This is a genomic window from Hymenobacter sp. R533113, assembly GCF_056835965.1.
Genome location: NZ_JAKWBD010000014.1, coordinates 431,300 through 446,837, shown reverse-complemented (window position 1 = coordinate 446,837; position 15,538 = coordinate 431,300). Strand labels below are relative to the sequence as shown.

Annotated in this window: 12 protein-coding genes; 8 read left to right on the top strand and 4 right to left on the bottom strand. The window is 55.1% G+C overall.

The features are described 5' to 3' along the window. Window positions 1-22 precede the first annotated feature (22 nt). From MKZ35_RS20945 to trhO, 5 genes are all read left to right on the top strand, one after another. On the top strand, window positions 23-970 hold the full coding sequence (locus MKZ35_RS20945) for an IS630 family transposase (protein WP_482512977.1): 948 nt from the start codon (window positions 23-25) through the stop codon (window positions 968-970). A 19-nt stretch (window positions 971-989) separates the two neighbouring features. Further along, on the top strand, window positions 990-2,294 hold the full coding sequence (locus tag MKZ35_RS20940; RefSeq protein ID WP_482515168.1) for a DUF2851 family protein: 1,305 nt from the start codon (window positions 990-992) through the stop codon (window positions 2,292-2,294). Beyond that, window positions 2,291-3,565 carry a hypothetical protein gene (locus MKZ35_RS20935; RefSeq protein ID WP_482515167.1) on the top strand — a complete coding sequence of 425 codons (1,275 nt, stop codon included), beginning with the start codon at window positions 2,291-2,293 and terminating at the stop codon, window positions 3,563-3,565. The genes MKZ35_RS20940 and MKZ35_RS20935 overlap by 4 nt, the downstream gene beginning before the upstream one ends. Window positions 3,566-3,661: 96 nt before the next feature. Continuing rightward, window positions 3,662-4,294, top strand: a complete 633-nt coding sequence (locus MKZ35_RS20930; protein WP_482515166.1) for a NeuD/PglB/VioB family sugar acetyltransferase — start codon at window positions 3,662-3,664, stop codon at window positions 4,292-4,294. Between the two features lie 112 nt (window positions 4,295-4,406). Then, entirely contained in the window at window positions 4,407-5,357 is a 951-nt protein-coding gene (gene trhO, locus MKZ35_RS20925; RefSeq protein WP_482515165.1) for an oxygen-dependent tRNA uridine(34) hydroxylase TrhO, read from the top strand. A gap of 70 nt (window positions 5,358-5,427) precedes the next feature. On the opposite strand, the gene MKZ35_RS20920 is transcribed toward trhO, so the two are convergent. After that, entirely contained in the window at window positions 5,428-6,852 is a 1,425-nt protein-coding gene (locus MKZ35_RS20920) for a Glu/Leu/Phe/Val family dehydrogenase (protein WP_482515164.1), read from the bottom strand. Between the two features lie 162 nt (window positions 6,853-7,014). Here MKZ35_RS20920 and MKZ35_RS20915 point away from each other — a divergent pair, with 162 nt between their 5' ends. Beyond that, complete coding sequence (locus MKZ35_RS20915; RefSeq protein ID WP_482515163.1) at window positions 7,015-7,887, top strand: nucleoside phosphorylase; 873 nt, start codon at window positions 7,015-7,017, stop codon at window positions 7,885-7,887. Window positions 7,888-8,400: 513 nt separating this feature from the next. Here MKZ35_RS20915 and MKZ35_RS20910 read toward each other — a convergent pair. Then, window positions 8,401-9,414 (bottom strand): acyl-CoA reductase, encoded by a 1,014-nt coding sequence (locus tag MKZ35_RS20910; RefSeq protein ID WP_482515162.1) that lies wholly within the window; start codon window positions 9,412-9,414, stop codon window positions 8,401-8,403. Between the two features lie 316 nt (window positions 9,415-9,730). Here MKZ35_RS20910 and MKZ35_RS20905 point away from each other — a divergent pair, with 316 nt between their 5' ends. Next, entirely contained in the window at window positions 9,731-10,081 is a 351-nt protein-coding gene (locus MKZ35_RS20905; RefSeq protein WP_482515227.1) for a 4Fe-4S dicluster domain-containing protein, read from the top strand. Window positions 10,082-10,259: 178 nt separating this feature from the next. On the opposite strand, the gene MKZ35_RS20900 is transcribed toward MKZ35_RS20905, so the two are convergent. Together MKZ35_RS20900 and MKZ35_RS20895 are read right to left on the bottom strand one after the other, a co-directional pair. Next, window positions 10,260-11,420 (bottom strand): adenine nucleotide alpha hydrolase family protein, encoded by a 1,161-nt coding sequence (locus MKZ35_RS20900; protein WP_482515161.1) that lies wholly within the window; start codon window positions 11,418-11,420, stop codon window positions 10,260-10,262. Window positions 11,421-11,615: 195 nt separating this feature from the next. Then, entirely contained in the window at window positions 11,616-12,533 is a 918-nt protein-coding gene (locus MKZ35_RS20895) for a carbon-nitrogen hydrolase family protein (protein ID WP_482515160.1), read from the bottom strand. A 232-nt stretch (window positions 12,534-12,765) separates the two neighbouring features. Here MKZ35_RS20895 and MKZ35_RS20890 point away from each other — a divergent pair, with 232 nt between their 5' ends. Continuing rightward, window positions 12,766-15,510: a valine--tRNA ligase gene (locus tag MKZ35_RS20890; RefSeq protein WP_482515159.1), complete on the top strand. Its 2,745-nt coding sequence runs from the start codon at window positions 12,766-12,768 to the stop codon at window positions 15,508-15,510. The last annotated feature ends 28 nt before the right edge of the window (window positions 15,511-15,538 follow it).

Below are 15,538 nucleotides of genomic sequence, written 5' to 3'. Positions count from 1 at the left end.
GGTTTGGGCGTATCTTTTGGATATGAAAGCGTATTCGAATGATTTACGGGAGCGGGTGGCGGCGGCGTGCGCCGCGCCCGGTGCCACGCAAACCGCCGTCGCCGCCCGGTTCTGCGTTTCGGTCTCGTTTGTCGAAAAGCTGCGCCAGCGCCAGCGGGCGAGTGGGTCGGTGGCCGCGCTGCCCCACCGCAGCGGCCCCGCGCCGTTGCTGGACGCGGCAGCCCGCGCCGAGTTGGCGGCCTGCTTGCGCCAGCAGCCCGACGCGACCCTGGACGAGTTGCGCGTGTGGGTGGCCGCGCTGGGCGGCCCGAGTGTGAGCCCAGCCACGATGGGCCGCGCCGTGCAGGCGCTGGACTGGCGGCGAAAAAAGAGCGTCCACGCCGCCGAGCGTGATACCGAGCGCGTGAGGGCCTTGCGGGCGGCCTTTCTCGAAGACGTGCAAGCCGAAGAGTTTGCCTGTTTCAAATTTGTGGACGAAACCAGCACCAACCTGACCTACTGCCGCCGCTACGCCCGCGCCGAAGGCGGGCAGCGCGCCCCGCAAGCCACGCCCCTGCACGGCGGACCGAACGTGACGCTCGTGGCGGCGCTGACTCCGAACGGGTTGCAAGCGGCCATGACCGTGAGCGGGGCCCTCAACGGCGACGTGTTTGCCGCCTATCTCGACCAGGTGCTCGGCCCCACGCTCGTGCCCGGCGACGTGGTCGTGCTCGACAACCTGCCGGCCCACAAAGTGGCTGGCCTGGCCGAACGCGTCGAAGCCCGCGGGGCCCGCCTGTTGTATTTGCCGCCGTACTCACCCGATTTCAACCCCATTGAGCTCGCCTTCAGCAAGCTCAAAACCTGGCTCCGCACGGCCCAGGCCCGCACCCGCGACGCCTTGGAGACGGTCATCCAAACGGCCATCGAATGGGTGACCGAAGCCGACGCGAAAAACTGGTTTGACCATTGTGGCTACCACGTACACTAACCTGAAAATTGCTCTAATTATGAAAGAAGAATTACTCCATTATGTGTGGCAGCACCAGTACTTTGATAAGGTCGATTTGCTAACGGATCAGGGCGAAAAGCTGACCGTGTTGCGTCCGGGCCAACATAACACGGATGCCGGCCCTGACTTCTTGAATGCTCGTTTGCAAATTGGTGAAGTAGAGTGGAATGGGGCCGTGGAAATCCATCTGCGGGCTTCCGACTGGCAGCGCCACCAGCACCAAACGGACCCCAAATACGATCAGGTGGTTTTGCACGTAGTGTACGCCGCCGACCAAGCCGTGCAGCGTACTAACGGCACCTCTATTCCTTCCCTGACCCTTGCCCCACGCCTCACGCCCGCATTGCTGACTACGTATGCAGCCTTGGGGGGCAATTTGGACGCGGTATCGGTGCCGTGTGCGCCGTTTTTACCTCTGGTGCCCACCATCACACGCATGATGATGCTGGGACGAGCATTAATGGAAAGAGTGGAGCAAAAAGCCACTGTTTTAGAAATTCAGAATAAGCACCTGGGGGGTGATTGGGAGGCCACGGCTTATCATGCGCTGGCTGCCGCCTTTGGGTTTAAGAAAAACAGTGAGCCCTTAGCTCGTTTGGCCAAAGCCTTGCCGCTGTCCATACTGCGTCGTCATCGCCACGATTCGCTTCAGATGGAAGCGTTGCTTTTCGGCCAGGCCGGACTCTTGCCTACCGCCTCAGATTTGCCCCCTAACGATGCTTACCTGGCCGACTTGCGTCGGGAGTACGAGTTTCTGCGTCATAAATATAAGTTAGATGCCTTGGCCTTGCCCGCTCATGCCTGGAACTTCCTGCGCCTGCGGCCCGCTAACTTTCCGACCGTGCGCATTGCTCAGTTGGCGGCCCTGCTTCATGCCCGTCCGGCCCTGTTCGATGCCTTGCTCACGGCCGCCAGCGTGGGAGCGTTGGAGCAGTTTTTTCGGGTACCAGTTTCGGATTATTGGCAAACGCATTACCGGCCGGGCAGCCCTGGCAAAGTAGCCGCGCTAGGAAGAAGCAGTATTCACTTGCTGATAATCAATGTAGTAGTGCCCTTGCGTGTGGCTTATGCTCGCCATGTGGGCCAGCCTGAGCTGGTGGAGCAAGCCGTGGCTTTATTGGAGCAGTTGCCTGCCGAGCATAATCATCTTACGGCTCCCTACGAGGCCCTTCACTTTGAGCACCGCACCGCTGCCGATTCGCAAGGACTCCTGGCTATGCACCACGGCTATTGCCAGCCCCGACGCTGCCTGCAATGTGCCGTGGGGAGCCGGATTCTGCAGCATAATTTGTCCCCCAGGTGAGAATTTTAGTCGCCATTGGGCTAAATGTGGTAGCAGTGCTAGCGCTGTTCTACTGGCTGCGGCGGCAAACCCGCGTTTCAGCCCTGAGCAAGGTACTGCTACCTGCATTAGCGCTGAGGCTTTTGGCGGGTACCGTAGCCTGTATATTGCTCACCAGCGACGCCGCTTTTTTTCAGTATTGGAGTAAGCTGCTTACCGCTCAGCTATGGGAAAGCCCCGGCGCCTGGCTGCACACCCTGTTGGGTGAAGAATTTCGTAGGGGCAAGCATCACCTTCTATTTCATGGCTTTTCAAACACCTTCTTCCTTATCAAACTCCTGTCAGTGCTGAATCTGGCGTCGTTGGGAAGCACGATAATCAATGGAGCTTATCTGAGCTTATTTAGTTTTGTTGGCAGCTGGCAGCTGGTACGGGCAGTTGAAAAGTCTTTGCCACGGGTACCGGCGGCGGCGGCGGCAGTAGCGTGGCTGGCATGGCCGTCGGTCGTTTATTGGTCATCGGGAATTACCAAAGAAAGCCTGTTGATAGGGAGTGGAGCCTGGCTTACAGCTTTGGTTGTGGGTTGGCTGTATGGTGGTCAGCCGGTACGAATTGCCGGAATAGCTGGCGCCTTGCTGCTGGCGTGGCTGCACTTCAAAATGCGTTTTTTCTTCGCCGGCCTGCTATTGGGAGGCTTGGCCAGTCTTGTGATAGTGCATCTGCTGCAACAGCTCTTTGCCCGCGCCCGGCATCGATTCGTACAGCTGATTATTATTCTTGTAGTGCTGGTCGGCGGGATTAGGTTGGCGGCGGAAGTAATCCCGGTGCTTCGGGTCAACAAATTCACCAATCAGCTTAGCAATAATTACTATCAGCTACTAAGGGCCTCCCAAAAGCGACCGCACATTGAGTACGCCGACTTAAAGCCAACCTTGGAGAGCATGCTCAGCTACGCTCCCAAAGCCATCCTAAATACGATTACTCGCCCCTGGCTTGGGGAAAATAAGCAGCTTTTATACGTGGTAGCTGGCCTCGAAAATCTGGCTTTGCTGCTGCTGCTAGCAGTGGCCTTGGTGGCGCTGGCGCGACGGCATCCCGGTTATCTGCCATTCGCACTGGTCGTTGTTTTGGTGCTGTACTGCCTGGCTTTAGCCGCTCTGCTGGGATTAAGCACGCCTAACCTCGGCACCTTAAACCGCTACCGGGCAGTTTTGCTACCGTATCTGGTATTTCTGCTACTGCAAAACGACTATGTGGCGCGCTGGCTTCCCCGCTTCAGGGCTGAGCAGTAAGCCTATTTACCGACTATCGTGCCTTGGCCCCGCCCGCGGTAGGATGTATCTTTGCAGTTTAGAAAAAATCGCCCCTGGGGGGCATTTTCGCTTCGCATGGAAAATCCTGTAATCATATTAGGTGCCCAAAGCCTGGGTGCCACGGCGCTTGATGCCTTTCAAAGCAACGATGTAGTCGTGTACTGCCTGCTTGACGACGACGCCAAGCTGCAGAATACCGAGCTGAACAACGTACCCGTGATGGGCAATACCGATGACCGCGAACTGCTGAAGCTACTCGGTAAAAAGTGCGAGGTATTCGTGGCTACCGAGGACACGGCCAGCCGCCGCAGCCTCACTAATATGCTCCGCGATGAGTATGAAGTAGTGCCGGTGAATGCTATTCATGCTCGCGCCAGCGTCTCGGAGCAGGCGTGGCTGGGGCACGGAAACCTCGTTGGGGCCGGAGCCGTGGTGGCGAGCAACAGTAAAATGGGTAATAACTGCCTGATTGGGGCTAATGCCGTAATCGACGTGCAAGTGGAGCTAGCCGATTTCGTGCAGGTGGGCGCGGGCGCCATCGTTAATGCTGGGGCTGTGGTAGCCGAACAAGCCTTTATTGGACCGGGCGCTATCGTGGTGGCAGGCGTTAAAATTGGAACCAAAGCCCGCATCGGCGCTGGCTCTGTTGTAGTAGCGGATGTGCCTGCCAACCAAACCGTATTTGGGAACCCAGCCGCTAAAGTTTAATTTTTATCAGACATGAGGATATAGAGGTGAGAGGTGAGACTTGGTTCCGCTGTGAATAGTCACCAAAAAGAGTTTCGCCTCTCACTTCTAATCTCTTACTTCTATCAAAAAGATGGATTACCGCGTTCTGCTTTACTATTGCTACGCACCGATTGAGCATCCGGAGGTGTTCCGCGAGGAGCACCATCGGCTGTGTCTGCGTTTGAAGCTGTTAGGTCGCATTATTGTGGCAGCTGAAGGCCTCAATGGTACGGTGTCGGGGCTGACTGCTGATTGTGAGGAGTACATGCGTTTAGTAAAGGCTGATCCACGCTTCGCGGCCCTGGAGTTTAAGATAGATGAAGCGCCCACGCACACCTTCCAAAAGCTGCACGTCCGTGTGAAGTCCGAAATCGTGCACAGCAGTCTGCGCCACGTGCGGCCCCACGAGCGCACCGGCCAACACCTCTCACCCCAGGAATTTAAGGCACTCAAAGACTGCGACGATGTGGTGGTGGTAGATGTGCGCTCCGACTACGAGTACAACGTGGGCCGCTTCAAAAACGCTGTTACCCTGGATATGGAAAACTTCCGCGACTTCCCCGAGCGCGTGGAGCGGTTAAAGGAGTTTAAGGATAAGAAAATCCTTACTTACTGCACTGGCGGCGTGAAATGCGAAAAAGCCAGTGCTTATCTTCTGGAGCAGGGGTTTGAGAATGTGTACCAGCTGCACGGGGGCATTATCAAGTATGGTATCGAAGAAGGCGGCGAAGATTTTGAAGGCAAATGCTACGTCTTCGACAACCGCGTGGCCGTGGATGTGAATACCGTCAATCCTACCATTATTTCTTACTGCCACCATTGCCACGCGCCTTCCGACAGGCTCGTAAACTGCGCCAATCCGCACTGCAACGCCCACTTAGCTCTTTGCGAAAATTGTGGCCAGCAGCTCGAAGGTGCCTGCTCCACTACTTGCCAAGCTCACCCCGATAAGCGCGCTTATGATGGTACTGGCACTTATCCGAAGCTGAGCAATAACTATCGCCCTGAGCAGGGTTTGCTTTCATATCGCGCTCCAGGGTAGAAAGATTGGAATAAAAAAGAACGTTATGCTGAGGCAACGAAGCATAACGTTCTTTTGCTTAAGTCAACGCTTACGGGAAAATCCCCAGTGCCTGATAGCTTACGCCTACTTTCTCAATAGCGCTGTAGAAAGCTGCGGTACGCAGGTTCTGAATGCCATTGATCTGGTGCATTACCTCCCTGATTTCGTGATACGCCACGATCATCGTGTCCTCGAGGCCAGAACGGACCAAGCTGGTTTCATCGGCACCCTGAATAATTAGCTTGCGCTCTTGGGCGCTGATGCTTTTGCCGGTAGTTTGCTCAATGGTAGTTACCAAACGGCCAAGAGAAGCTTCTTCCGCCCGTTTGCCCATGCGGCCAAAACGGACATTGGAGAGGTTCTTCAACCATTCAAAGTAAGAGACCGTAACGCCCCCGGCATTGAGGTAAAGGTCGGGCAGGATGATAATGCCCCGTTCCAGCAATATCTTTTCGGCGGCTTTAGTGGTAGGCCCGTTGGCACCTTCGGCAACAATTTTAGCCTTAATTCGGGCCGCATTGCCTTCGTGAATTTGGTTTTCCAGCGCGGCGGGGAGCAGCACGTCGCATTCATATTCCAGCAATTCACTGCCGTCAGCCACGTTTTGCGCCCCCGGATAGTTAAGTAGTGTTCCGCCTTCGGAGCGGTACTTGAACACGTCGGATACATCAAGGCCATCAGGGTTAAAAATGCCCCCCTCACGCTCCGCAATGCCGGTGATAATGGCGCCTTCCTGTTCGCAGAAGTGAGCGGCGTAGTAGCCCACATTACCCAAACCTTGCACAATGATCCGTTTGCCAGCCATGCCGCTGGTAATGCCGAGTTTTTTTAGTAGCTCAGCATCGGCCAGCAATTCCCGCAAGCCGAAGAATACGCCCAAACCAGTAGCTTCGGTGCGGCCCCGGATACCTCCCTGGCCCACGGGCTTACCGGTTACGCAGCCCAACGCGTTGGTGTCACCAAATTTGAAAGCCAGGTACGTGTCGGCAATCCAGGCCATTTCGCGGCTGCCGGTGCCGTAGTCGGGGGCGGGCACGTCCATGCCGGGCCCGATGAGATTCTTCTTGATCAACTCGCTGGCGTAGCGCCGCGTTACCCGCTCCAATGTTTCGACGGAACTCGTGCGGGGGTTGATTTTGACGCCGCCCTTAGCCCCACCAAACGGCACATCGACCAGCGCGCATTTGAAGGTCATGAGGGTGGCCAGGGCCATTACTTCCTCCTCATCCACATACATGCTGTAGCGAATACCGCCTTTACTGGGCAGCTTGTGGTGGCTGTGCTGCACCCGAATTCCCTCAAAAACCTGCACATGCCCATCGACCTCAACCGGAAAATTGACCTTGTAGATGCTATTGCAGGCCTTGATCTGGGCAAGAATGCCAGGGTCAAGCTTGGAGAACTGCGCGGCCTGATCATAGAACTGCAGGACACTATCATAAAAGTCTTTTCCCTGAATCTGGGTGTTGCTCATGGGGCGAGGCATTGGTGGATGTATCTTAATTTCAACGAGTGAAGCCCGGAATCAGTTGTATCGCGACCAGTAGCGTAGGAGCCCGCAAACTATGGCTGAGCCATTGCGTAACAGGTTATGACTAATTTGCCGCCTTCGCCCCACCATCTAATTTGCCCCCCAATGCCTATTCCCGACTCCGAGCTCATCCTGAACCGTGATGGCAGCGTGTATCACCTCAATCTGCTGCCCGATCATATTTCCGAAACTATCCTTACCGTCGGCGACCCGGATCGGGTGGCGCTTGTTAGCCAGCACTTCGACTCCATTGAAACCCAGATAAATAAGCGCGAGTTTGTGACCCATGTGGGCTACTATAAGGGCAAGCGTCTGGCGGTGATTTCTACCGGAATTGGCACCGATAACATTGATATTGTGCTCAATGAGCTGGATGCGCTGGTTAATATTGACTTCATAACCCGCGAGCCCCGACCCTTAGAAGAGCGCATCACGCTACGTATTATTCGAGTGGGAACCAGTGGTGCTTTACAGCCTGACATTCCCTTGGGCGCGCACTTAGTAACCGAGCACGCCGTGGGCCTCGATGCCTTGATGCAGTTTTACCCGCTGGTGGAAACCGGCCTGGAAGTGGAAGTGGGTGCGGGCATTCAAAAGGCGTTGCAGCTGGATTACCGCCCCTATTGCGTGCGCGGCCACGACCTTATTCGGGAGCAAATCGGGGCCGGCATGCTGACTGGCAACACACTTACCTGCCCCGGCTTCTACGGTCCGCAGGGCCGCGTGCTCCGCCTCGATCTGCGCCAGCCCGACCTGATTAAGCAGTTTCAAAACTTCCGCTACGAAAGCGCCGAAGGCGAGTTCCGCCTGACTAACTTTGAGATGGAAACCGCCGGCTATTACGCTTTAGGCCGCATGCTGGGTCACGAAATAGTGTCGCTGAATGCGATTGTGGCCAACCGCGCCACCGGCGAATTTGCCACGAATGCCGAGCAAACCATGAATGACTTGATTGCGAAGACGCTGGATCGGGTGTAGGTGTAACTAAATACTAAAAAGCCCCCTAGAGAACGTCTGGGGGGCTTTTTTGCTAAGTGCGGTACGGTTTTGGAGGGAAAAATAAGACTGTATAAAGCCCAATTATAAGAGGGATAAATAAGGCATAGTAAGTATATAACTCCAGGTCATCCCGTCCGTAGGGATTAGAGGCTATATAATCCTGGTATTGTACGAGTAAAAAACGAGCAATGAAGGCAAGCAGTAAAGCCAGGACTAGTCCAATCGCCCGCAGCAGAAGATACCTCCGGTTTAAGAGCAGCGCTAGCAAGCCGATATAGCCGAATACCGCTGGTATCTTCAGCAACTGTACCGCAAAAGTTATAGCAGAACCTTCATCAAGTAGTAATGCAGTTAGCATAAGAGAATTTGTAGAGTTAAGTTACCCGTTAAGTAACATCCAACACGTGCTTGGTGATGGGCCCAAAAGAAGCAACAGTAGGTTGGAGTAAAGGCAATTTAAACCAATAATCATGTCTTACTCTAACCATCTAGTCACGTTAGTTCCCCCAAAAAAGCCATCGTATCCACGCCGTCGGCGTAGTCGCTTACGCCGGGACATTGAGCTTGGCCGAAGGCGAAACTGCCCGGAAATTGCCCCCCAGCCGATACCAAGCACTGCGTTTGATCCGCTACCTGCGCTAGCTGCTGCTGAAGGTCGGCCTCGTCGGTGTAGGTGCCGTAGTGGACCACCGATATGGGCGATACGAGCTGGGCGCTTTCGGTGAGCAGCACGAAGCCGTTGTCGAAGTGGGGCACGCGGTTTACCAGCAGAATGCTTTTGTTGTAGTCGTAGTTGTTTTGGTAGCGGTTCTGCTCCAGCACGCGCTCCCAGGGCTGGAGGTTATCCAGGAGCTTGTCGAAGCGGTAGTCATTGGGTACTAGTAGCTTGGATATATTGCGGCAGCCCAGGCCGTAGTACTGAAAGATGTCGGCGCCCAGAGCGGCCAACTCCTCCGGCGTTTCCTGGCCCGTTAGAATACCTAGGCTGGTGCGGTTGCGACGGATGAGGTGAGGCTTGTCGCGGAAATAATATTCGAAATAGCGGCCGGTGTTGTCGGAGCCAGTGGCAATGAAAGCGTCGGCCGCGTTCAGGCGCTCCACGAAGGTGATGCGCTCCGCAAAGCGCGGTTCCAGACGCGTGAGCTCACTGGCAATCCAATGCATCAGAAACTTGTCGTCGGAGCTGGGCTTGGCTAGCAGATAGTGCCCGCTGAGCACCACGCACAGCAAATCATGGAAGCCCACCAGCGGAATATTACCCGCCATTACCACGCCTACGGAGCGGGAAGTAGGCGGCTCGGCGGGGTAGCGACTTGCCCAGGCACGCAGGCTGTTTTCTTCCAGCAGGTGGGCAATGCCGGCTAATGCCGCCGCTACGTTGGGGGCATCAAACCACGAGTTGTTATTGCGGGCCCGACTAAAAAGATCTGCTTTTTCGTCGTCGGTGAGGGTTTGCAGGCGCTGGCCCAGGGCAATAAAAGCGGCCAGGCGTTCGGAATGATTCATTTTATATGGGTTTCTATTTTGGCAAATGGCTGAGGACGTGGTACTACGAATCGCCCGCAGGGCTTCGTAGTACCACTATCGTCGCTGATGTTGGCTTACATGATGTTATTCAACGATAGTGGTAGTACGCCTCCAAAGCCGTACTACCACATCTTAATAATTGAGTATCTTCATCAATTCAGACCTTAAAGCTGAACATTCAAAATTAAAACAAGGTTAGTTTCTACTTTTGCGGACCCAGATTAACTTTTGGAGGGCATCTTTGCGTAAGCAAGTATGTTTAATTACTAGTACCCAAACCAAGACGACTGCGGCTATGGCCATAATGATAACCGACGAGTGCATCAACTGTGGTGCCTGCGAACCTGAATGCCCCAACAATGCGATTTATGAAGGTGGTGCTCAGTGGCGCTGGGCCGATGGCACTGCTTTGAAACAAGTAGAAGTTGACGGAGGTGCCGTTGTATCGGCCACCGCACCCCAAACACCGGTCTCGGACGAGTATTACTACATAGTATCCGACAAGTGCACTGAGTGCGTGGGCTTCCACGAAGAGCCGCAGTGTGCCGCCGTGTGCCCCGTCGACTGCTGCGTCGATGACCCTGACCTGCGCGAAACCCAGGACGAGCTGCTCAAAAAGAAAGAGTGGCTGCACCTCACTGCCTGAATCGCGGACTATGCAGATTGGTCGGATTACCCGGATTTCGTGGATGATGAAACGGTCATAATCCTGATTTCATTGCTTGATAAAAAAGCCCCCCAGAATGATTCTGGGGGGCTTTTTTAGGATTTTATGAGTCGACCACGAAATCCGGGTAATCCGACCAATCTGCATAATCCGCGATTTAGCCGCAATTGAAGTACTTGTCGTAAGCTGACTCGGGAATGAGATTCAGCTGGCTTAGCACCTTGATAGGCCAGCGCAAACGACGGATAAGCGAGTAGTTATTCGGGTAGTCGCGGAAGGTTTTGGGCGGCGCGGCTACAATCTGGTCGAATTCCGCGCGGGTCAGGCCGAGACGCTTAATGCAAAGGTCAATTACGCGCGGGTCTTCGATGGAGTTGATGCTTTCGGTTCGCTTCAAGGCTTCTTCACGCGTCATCTGACCGGAACGTACCAAGGCCGAGTAGTTGAACAGGCGCCGGTCGATGTTGAATTTGGTGCGGTTGAGGTGATAAATCACGCTCTGGTAAAGGTCGTCGAAGTAGTGAGCACCGGGATTTACCCAATCCAGCTCACGCGCTATCAGCTCGTCTACGTCGGCCCGCACGTAGTCTACGTGGTAGAGCAGCGTGACGGTCTTGATGCGGCGCACGAAGGCATAATAGAACATCTCCTTCAAATCCAGGTTGAAACCCGGATCGGCGGGCGACCAGGGCCGCAGCGGCACCGTACCGAAGCGCTTATGCACGGCTTTCAGGTAGCGGCCATCCAGGTAATTCCACGACAAAGGACAGATGCCCTCCGTGCGGAAGCTCTGGCCAATAACAATGCGCTGAATGCCTTCTTTGGCGGCCACTCCATACAAAGCGGTAGCAATGCCGAGGTCCGTGCCTTCCTCCATATCGGGAGTAGAGGCTTTGAGGAAGGCGATTTTGAGGTCTTTGGATTCGCGCCAGTCGGAAGTGATAGTGCGCAGCTCCACACCCAGCTTGCGGCAAGCCTTTACCATGTTTTCGCCCGCCACGGGGTTGCCGAAACCGTCATTGAAGTGCACCGCCAAAGGGCGTAGCTTGAGCTTGGTGACGCAGTACCAGAGCGTAAAGGAGCTGTCGCGGCCCCCGCTTACGCCCAGCACGCAGTCGTATTTTTTGCCCTGGCCCACTCGCTTGATGTCATCGGCCAGCTTTTGCACTTGTAGGAGGCCCGCTTCACCCAGGGGAAAGGCTCGATCCAGCTTATCATGCAGGGCGCAGAAGCTGCACTCGCCGCGACTGTCGAACTGAATACCAGGCACGGTGGTATCCATAATGCAGCGGGTACAGCGCTGCGTGGAGCTACTCATATGAGAAGCCAAATTTGCTTCAGCTGCTGGCTCAGCCAATGGTACAACTGATGTCATAGGTGTGGTTGTAATAGGGCGAAGAGAGGCAGGGCGGGTAAGCTAAGCAAATCAGCTGCAGGGGCTTTTAGGAGCAGGCAGTAACAAAGGTGGATTTAACGCAGGGCAGCACGAAAGTGTTATTACGAAAGTATTATCTCAAAGCAACTTATCAAACTGATAGCCTTTGCGTTGGAGCATTTCGCCAATGGCTGTTCCCTGCTCCGGACGGATAGGGCGGGGTAAATCGGCCACCACCAAGTCACCCGCAAACTCATTAAAAGTGCCCTGGGCACGCACGCCGCTCGCATCAACGGCCAAAGAGCAGCCCACGCTTTTCTTGCCCTCATACGGCCCGCCCACAATATAGCCCACCGACGTGGTGCCTACCACCACCACATTATAGAGGCGCGCCAGAATGGAAAAGGGATTTACCCACTTTTCGCGGTACGGATCATCCTCTTCCGTAAGCGAATAATCGACGGTCCAGGAGGAAGGCGAGATGATGAATTCGGCACCCATGCGAGCCAGCGTGTGGCCGATGGGCAAGCCATCGAGGTAGTTGTCGGCGCAGATATTTACCCCGATTTTACCTAAAGGCGTATCCACTACATTCAGAGTCTGGCCCACCGCATAGAAAGGGAGCTCAACTGCGAGTAAGTTGATCTTGTGATATTTAACAAGGATTTCACCTTCGGGATTTATCAGAATGGCAGCGTTGTAGTTGCGGCCATTCAAGCGCTCCGTCAGGCCGGCACACACGTAGATCTTGTGCTCGATTGCCTGCTGGCAGAGCAGGTCGCTGAACGGTCCCGGAATAGGCTGGGCCTCGGTCAGGGCGCTGGGATGAGTCCAGGCAAAGTCCAGCGTTTCGGGCAGCAGAATTAGCTCACAGCCCTGCTGAGCCGCTTCGCCGATCATGCGGGCGGCCCGCTCCAGGTTGCGCACTGGCTCACCGCCCTCCACCAGCAGTTGGCCCATCCCGATTCGCACGGAGGTAGTAGGGGACAAAATAACAGGCGCGGGTGCGTCAGGTAAAGGGGCAGAAGTCTTGAAAAGAGAAAATAAGGTAGCCATGGAGGCGTAGGAGGCAGTGGAGAAATTTTTTCAAAAGTTAGCGGATTCTGATTAAACCTTTCTGTGAGTTTTTTGTCGCAACCAAAGATAAATTGATTCTTGAATTCTCATCATTAAAAATAGATTAAATTGGATAAAATTTAAGCAAAGATAATTCACTAGGGAGATAGTTCCTCAGCCGACCTTGAATTGCCTACTTTTGCCCTCATTCTGAACTGATTTTCCCTTGACGATGTCCATCGCCAAAACCTATACTCCCGCCGACGTAGAAGCCAAATGGTACGAGCGTTGGCAGGAGCAGGGCTTTTTTAAAGCCAAGCCCAACCCCCGCAAGCCTGCCTACTCCGTGGTGATTCCGCCGCCCAACGTGACGGGCGTGCTGCACATGGGCCACATGCTCAATAACACCATTCAGGATGTGTTGGTACGGCGCGCCCGCATGCAGGGCAAGGAAGCCTGCTGGGTGCCCGGCACCGACCACGCTTCTATAGCCACCGAAGCCAAAGTAGTGGCTCTGCTGAAGGAAAAAGGCATCGACAAGCGCGACCTGACCCGCGAGGAGTTTCTGGCCCACGCCTGGGAATGGAAGGAGAAGTATGGCGGCATCATCCTGGAGCAGCTCAAAAAGCTGGGTGCTTCCTGCGACTGGGACCGCACCCGTTTCACGATGGAGCCGGAAATGACGGAGGCCGTACTGCGCGTGTTCGTGGACTTGTACCGCAAGGGCCAGATTTATCGCGGTATCCGCATGGTAAACTGGGACCCGCAAGGCCGCACTGCTATATCGGATGAAGAGGTAATTGCCAAGGATACGCAGGCCAAAATGTATTACCTGCGGTATGAGATAGTTGGTAGAAGTGAGAGCTTAGAAGTGAGAGGCGAGAAGTTAGAAGTGAGAAGTGAGAATACAGACGACTCTGTTTCTGCCGAATCTCACCTCTCACCTCTCACCTCTCACTTCTCCGAAGACACTTCTCACTTCTTAACTGTAGCTACCTCGCGCCCCGAGACGATTATGGCCGACGTAGCCGTAGCCGTAAACCCGAATGATGAGCGCTATAAACACCTGCACGGCCAGCACGTAAGCATTCCACTGCTGGGCCGCGCGGTTCCGATTATTCTGGACGAATACGTAGCCATTGACTTCGGAACAGGTGCCCTTAAGGTAACGCCAGCCCATGATTTGAATGACTATGAGCTGGGGGTAAAGCACAAGCTGCCGGTTATTGATATTCTCAACGACGACGGCTCGCTGAACGAAAAAGCCGTGCTCTACGTGGGACAGGACCGCTTTGCCGCCCGCAAGCAGATAGCCAAGGATTTGCAGGCTGCGGGTTTGCTCGACAAAATAGAGGAGTACGCCAGCGTGCTGCAAACCTCGGAGCGTACCGGGGCCGTAATTGAGCCGCGCCTGAGCATGCAGTGGTTCTGCAAAATGGACCAGATGGCCGAAAAGGCGCTGGCCGTAGTGGAGAACGACGAAATCAAGCTGCACCCGCCCAAGTTCAAGAACATGTACCGGGTGTGGATGGAGAACGTGCGCGACTGGTGCATCTCGCGGCAGTTGTGGTGGGGGCAGCGCATTCCGGCTTATTACCTGCCCGATGGCTCCTTTGTAGTTGCTCTTACCGAGGATGAAGCAATTGAAGTGGCACGTGAGCAGAGTGGCAACGCTGAACTGCAAATCAGTGACTTACGACAGGATGAGGACGTGCTGGATACATGGTTCTCCTCATGGTTATGGCCCATTTCGGTGTTCGATGGCTTTAAAGATCCCGATAACGCAGACGTCAGCTATTTCTACCCCACCGACGACCTCGTAACGGCGCCTGAGATTCTGTTTTTCTGGGTGGCCCGCATGATTATGGCTGGGCTGGAATACCGCAAGGAGGTACCGTTCCGCAACGTGTACCTCACCGGCATCGTGCGCGACGACCAGGGCCGCAAGATGAGCAAGCAGCTCGGCAACTCGCCCGACCCGCTGGACCTCATTGCCCAGTACGGCGCCGATGGCGTGCGCACAGGTATGCTGTTTTCGTCGCCGGCCGGCAATGATTTGCTCTTCGATATTCGCCTCGTGGAGCAGGGCCGCAACTTCACCAACAAGCTCTGGAACGCCTTCCGCCTTACCCAGGGCTGGGAAGTGAATCAGGAGCTGCCGTTTGCGAATGAGAAGGCAGTTGAATGGTTTGGAGCAAAGCTGCAAAGCGCGCAGATCGAGCTGGATGAGCACTTCGCCAAGTTCCGCATGTCGGATGCGCTGATGACGGTGTACAAGCTCGTATGGGATGATTTCTGCTCGGTTTATCTGGAGATGATCAAGCCAGCTTATCAGGCGCCCATCGACCCAGAGACGCTGCGCCTTACCACGGGCTACCTCGAAACCCTACTCAAGCTTCTGCACCCCTTCATGCCCTTCATCACCGAAGAAATATGGCACGAGTTGGGCGAACGGGGCGAGAAGGATTACGTGTGCGTAGCCGCCTGGCCCAAGCCTCAGCCCTTGGCTAATGCCGCCGACATTCTCAGCCGCATGGATAAGGTGCTGGAAGTAGTAGCTGGTATCCGTAACGTGCGCAACCAGAAAGGAATCGGCCCCAACAAGCCGTTGACGCTGGCGGCTAAAACCGACGAAACCGCTTTGCTGCGCGACTACGACGGCGTGATTCGCAAGCTGGCTGCCCTCAGCGACATCAGCTTAGTGGACGATGGCCCGGCCGGGGCCGTAAGCTTCGTGCTGGGCACGGGAGAGTTCTTTATTCCCCTGGAAGGCCACATCGACTTAGGCGCCGAGCGGGAGCGACTGACCAAGGAAATTGAGTACGCTCGCGGCTTCCTGGAGTCAGTGATGAAGAAGCTAAGCAACGAAAAATTCGTGCAGAATGCTAAGCCCGACGTGCTGGAGCGCGAGCGGCAAAAGCAAGCCGACGCCGAGGGCAAAATCACGGCGCTGGAGCAAAGCTTAGCAGCGCTTTAAGTTGAGTTTCATAAAAAAGCCCCCCAGA

Bases quoted from the DNA above. Each gene is read 5' to 3' on its own strand.
- MKZ35_RS20945 (WP_482512977.1), top strand. From the start codon at position 23: ATGAAAGCGTATTCGAATGATTTACGGGAGCGGGTGGCGGCGGCGTGC.
- MKZ35_RS20895 (WP_482515160.1), bottom strand. From the start codon at position 12,533: ATGGCTACCTTATTTTCTCTTTTCAAGACTTCTGCCCCTTTACCTGAC.
- MKZ35_RS20905 (WP_482515227.1), top strand. From the start codon at position 9,731: ATGGCCATAATGATAACCGACGAGTGCATCAACTGTGGTGCCTGCGAA.
- MKZ35_RS20915 (WP_482515163.1), top strand. From the start codon at position 7,015: ATGCCTATTCCCGACTCCGAGCTCATCCTGAACCGTGATGGCAGCGTG.
- MKZ35_RS20900 (WP_482515161.1), bottom strand. From the start codon at position 11,420: ATGAGTAGCTCCACGCAGCGCTGTACCCGCTGCATTATGGATACCACC.
- MKZ35_RS20920 (WP_482515164.1), bottom strand. From the start codon at position 6,852: ATGAGCAACACCCAGATTCAGGGAAAAGACTTTTATGATAGTGTCCTG.
- MKZ35_RS20910 (WP_482515162.1), bottom strand. From the start codon at position 9,414: ATGAATCATTCCGAACGCCTGGCCGCTTTTATTGCCCTGGGCCAGCGC.
- trhO (WP_482515165.1), top strand. From the start codon at position 4,407: ATGGATTACCGCGTTCTGCTTTACTATTGCTACGCACCGATTGAGCAT.
- MKZ35_RS20890 (WP_482515159.1), top strand. From the start codon at position 12,766: ATGTCCATCGCCAAAACCTATACTCCCGCCGACGTAGAAGCCAAATGG.
- MKZ35_RS20930 (WP_482515166.1), top strand. From the start codon at position 3,662: ATGGAAAATCCTGTAATCATATTAGGTGCCCAAAGCCTGGGTGCCACG.
- MKZ35_RS20940 (WP_482515168.1), top strand. From the start codon at position 990: ATGAAAGAAGAATTACTCCATTATGTGTGGCAGCACCAGTACTTTGAT.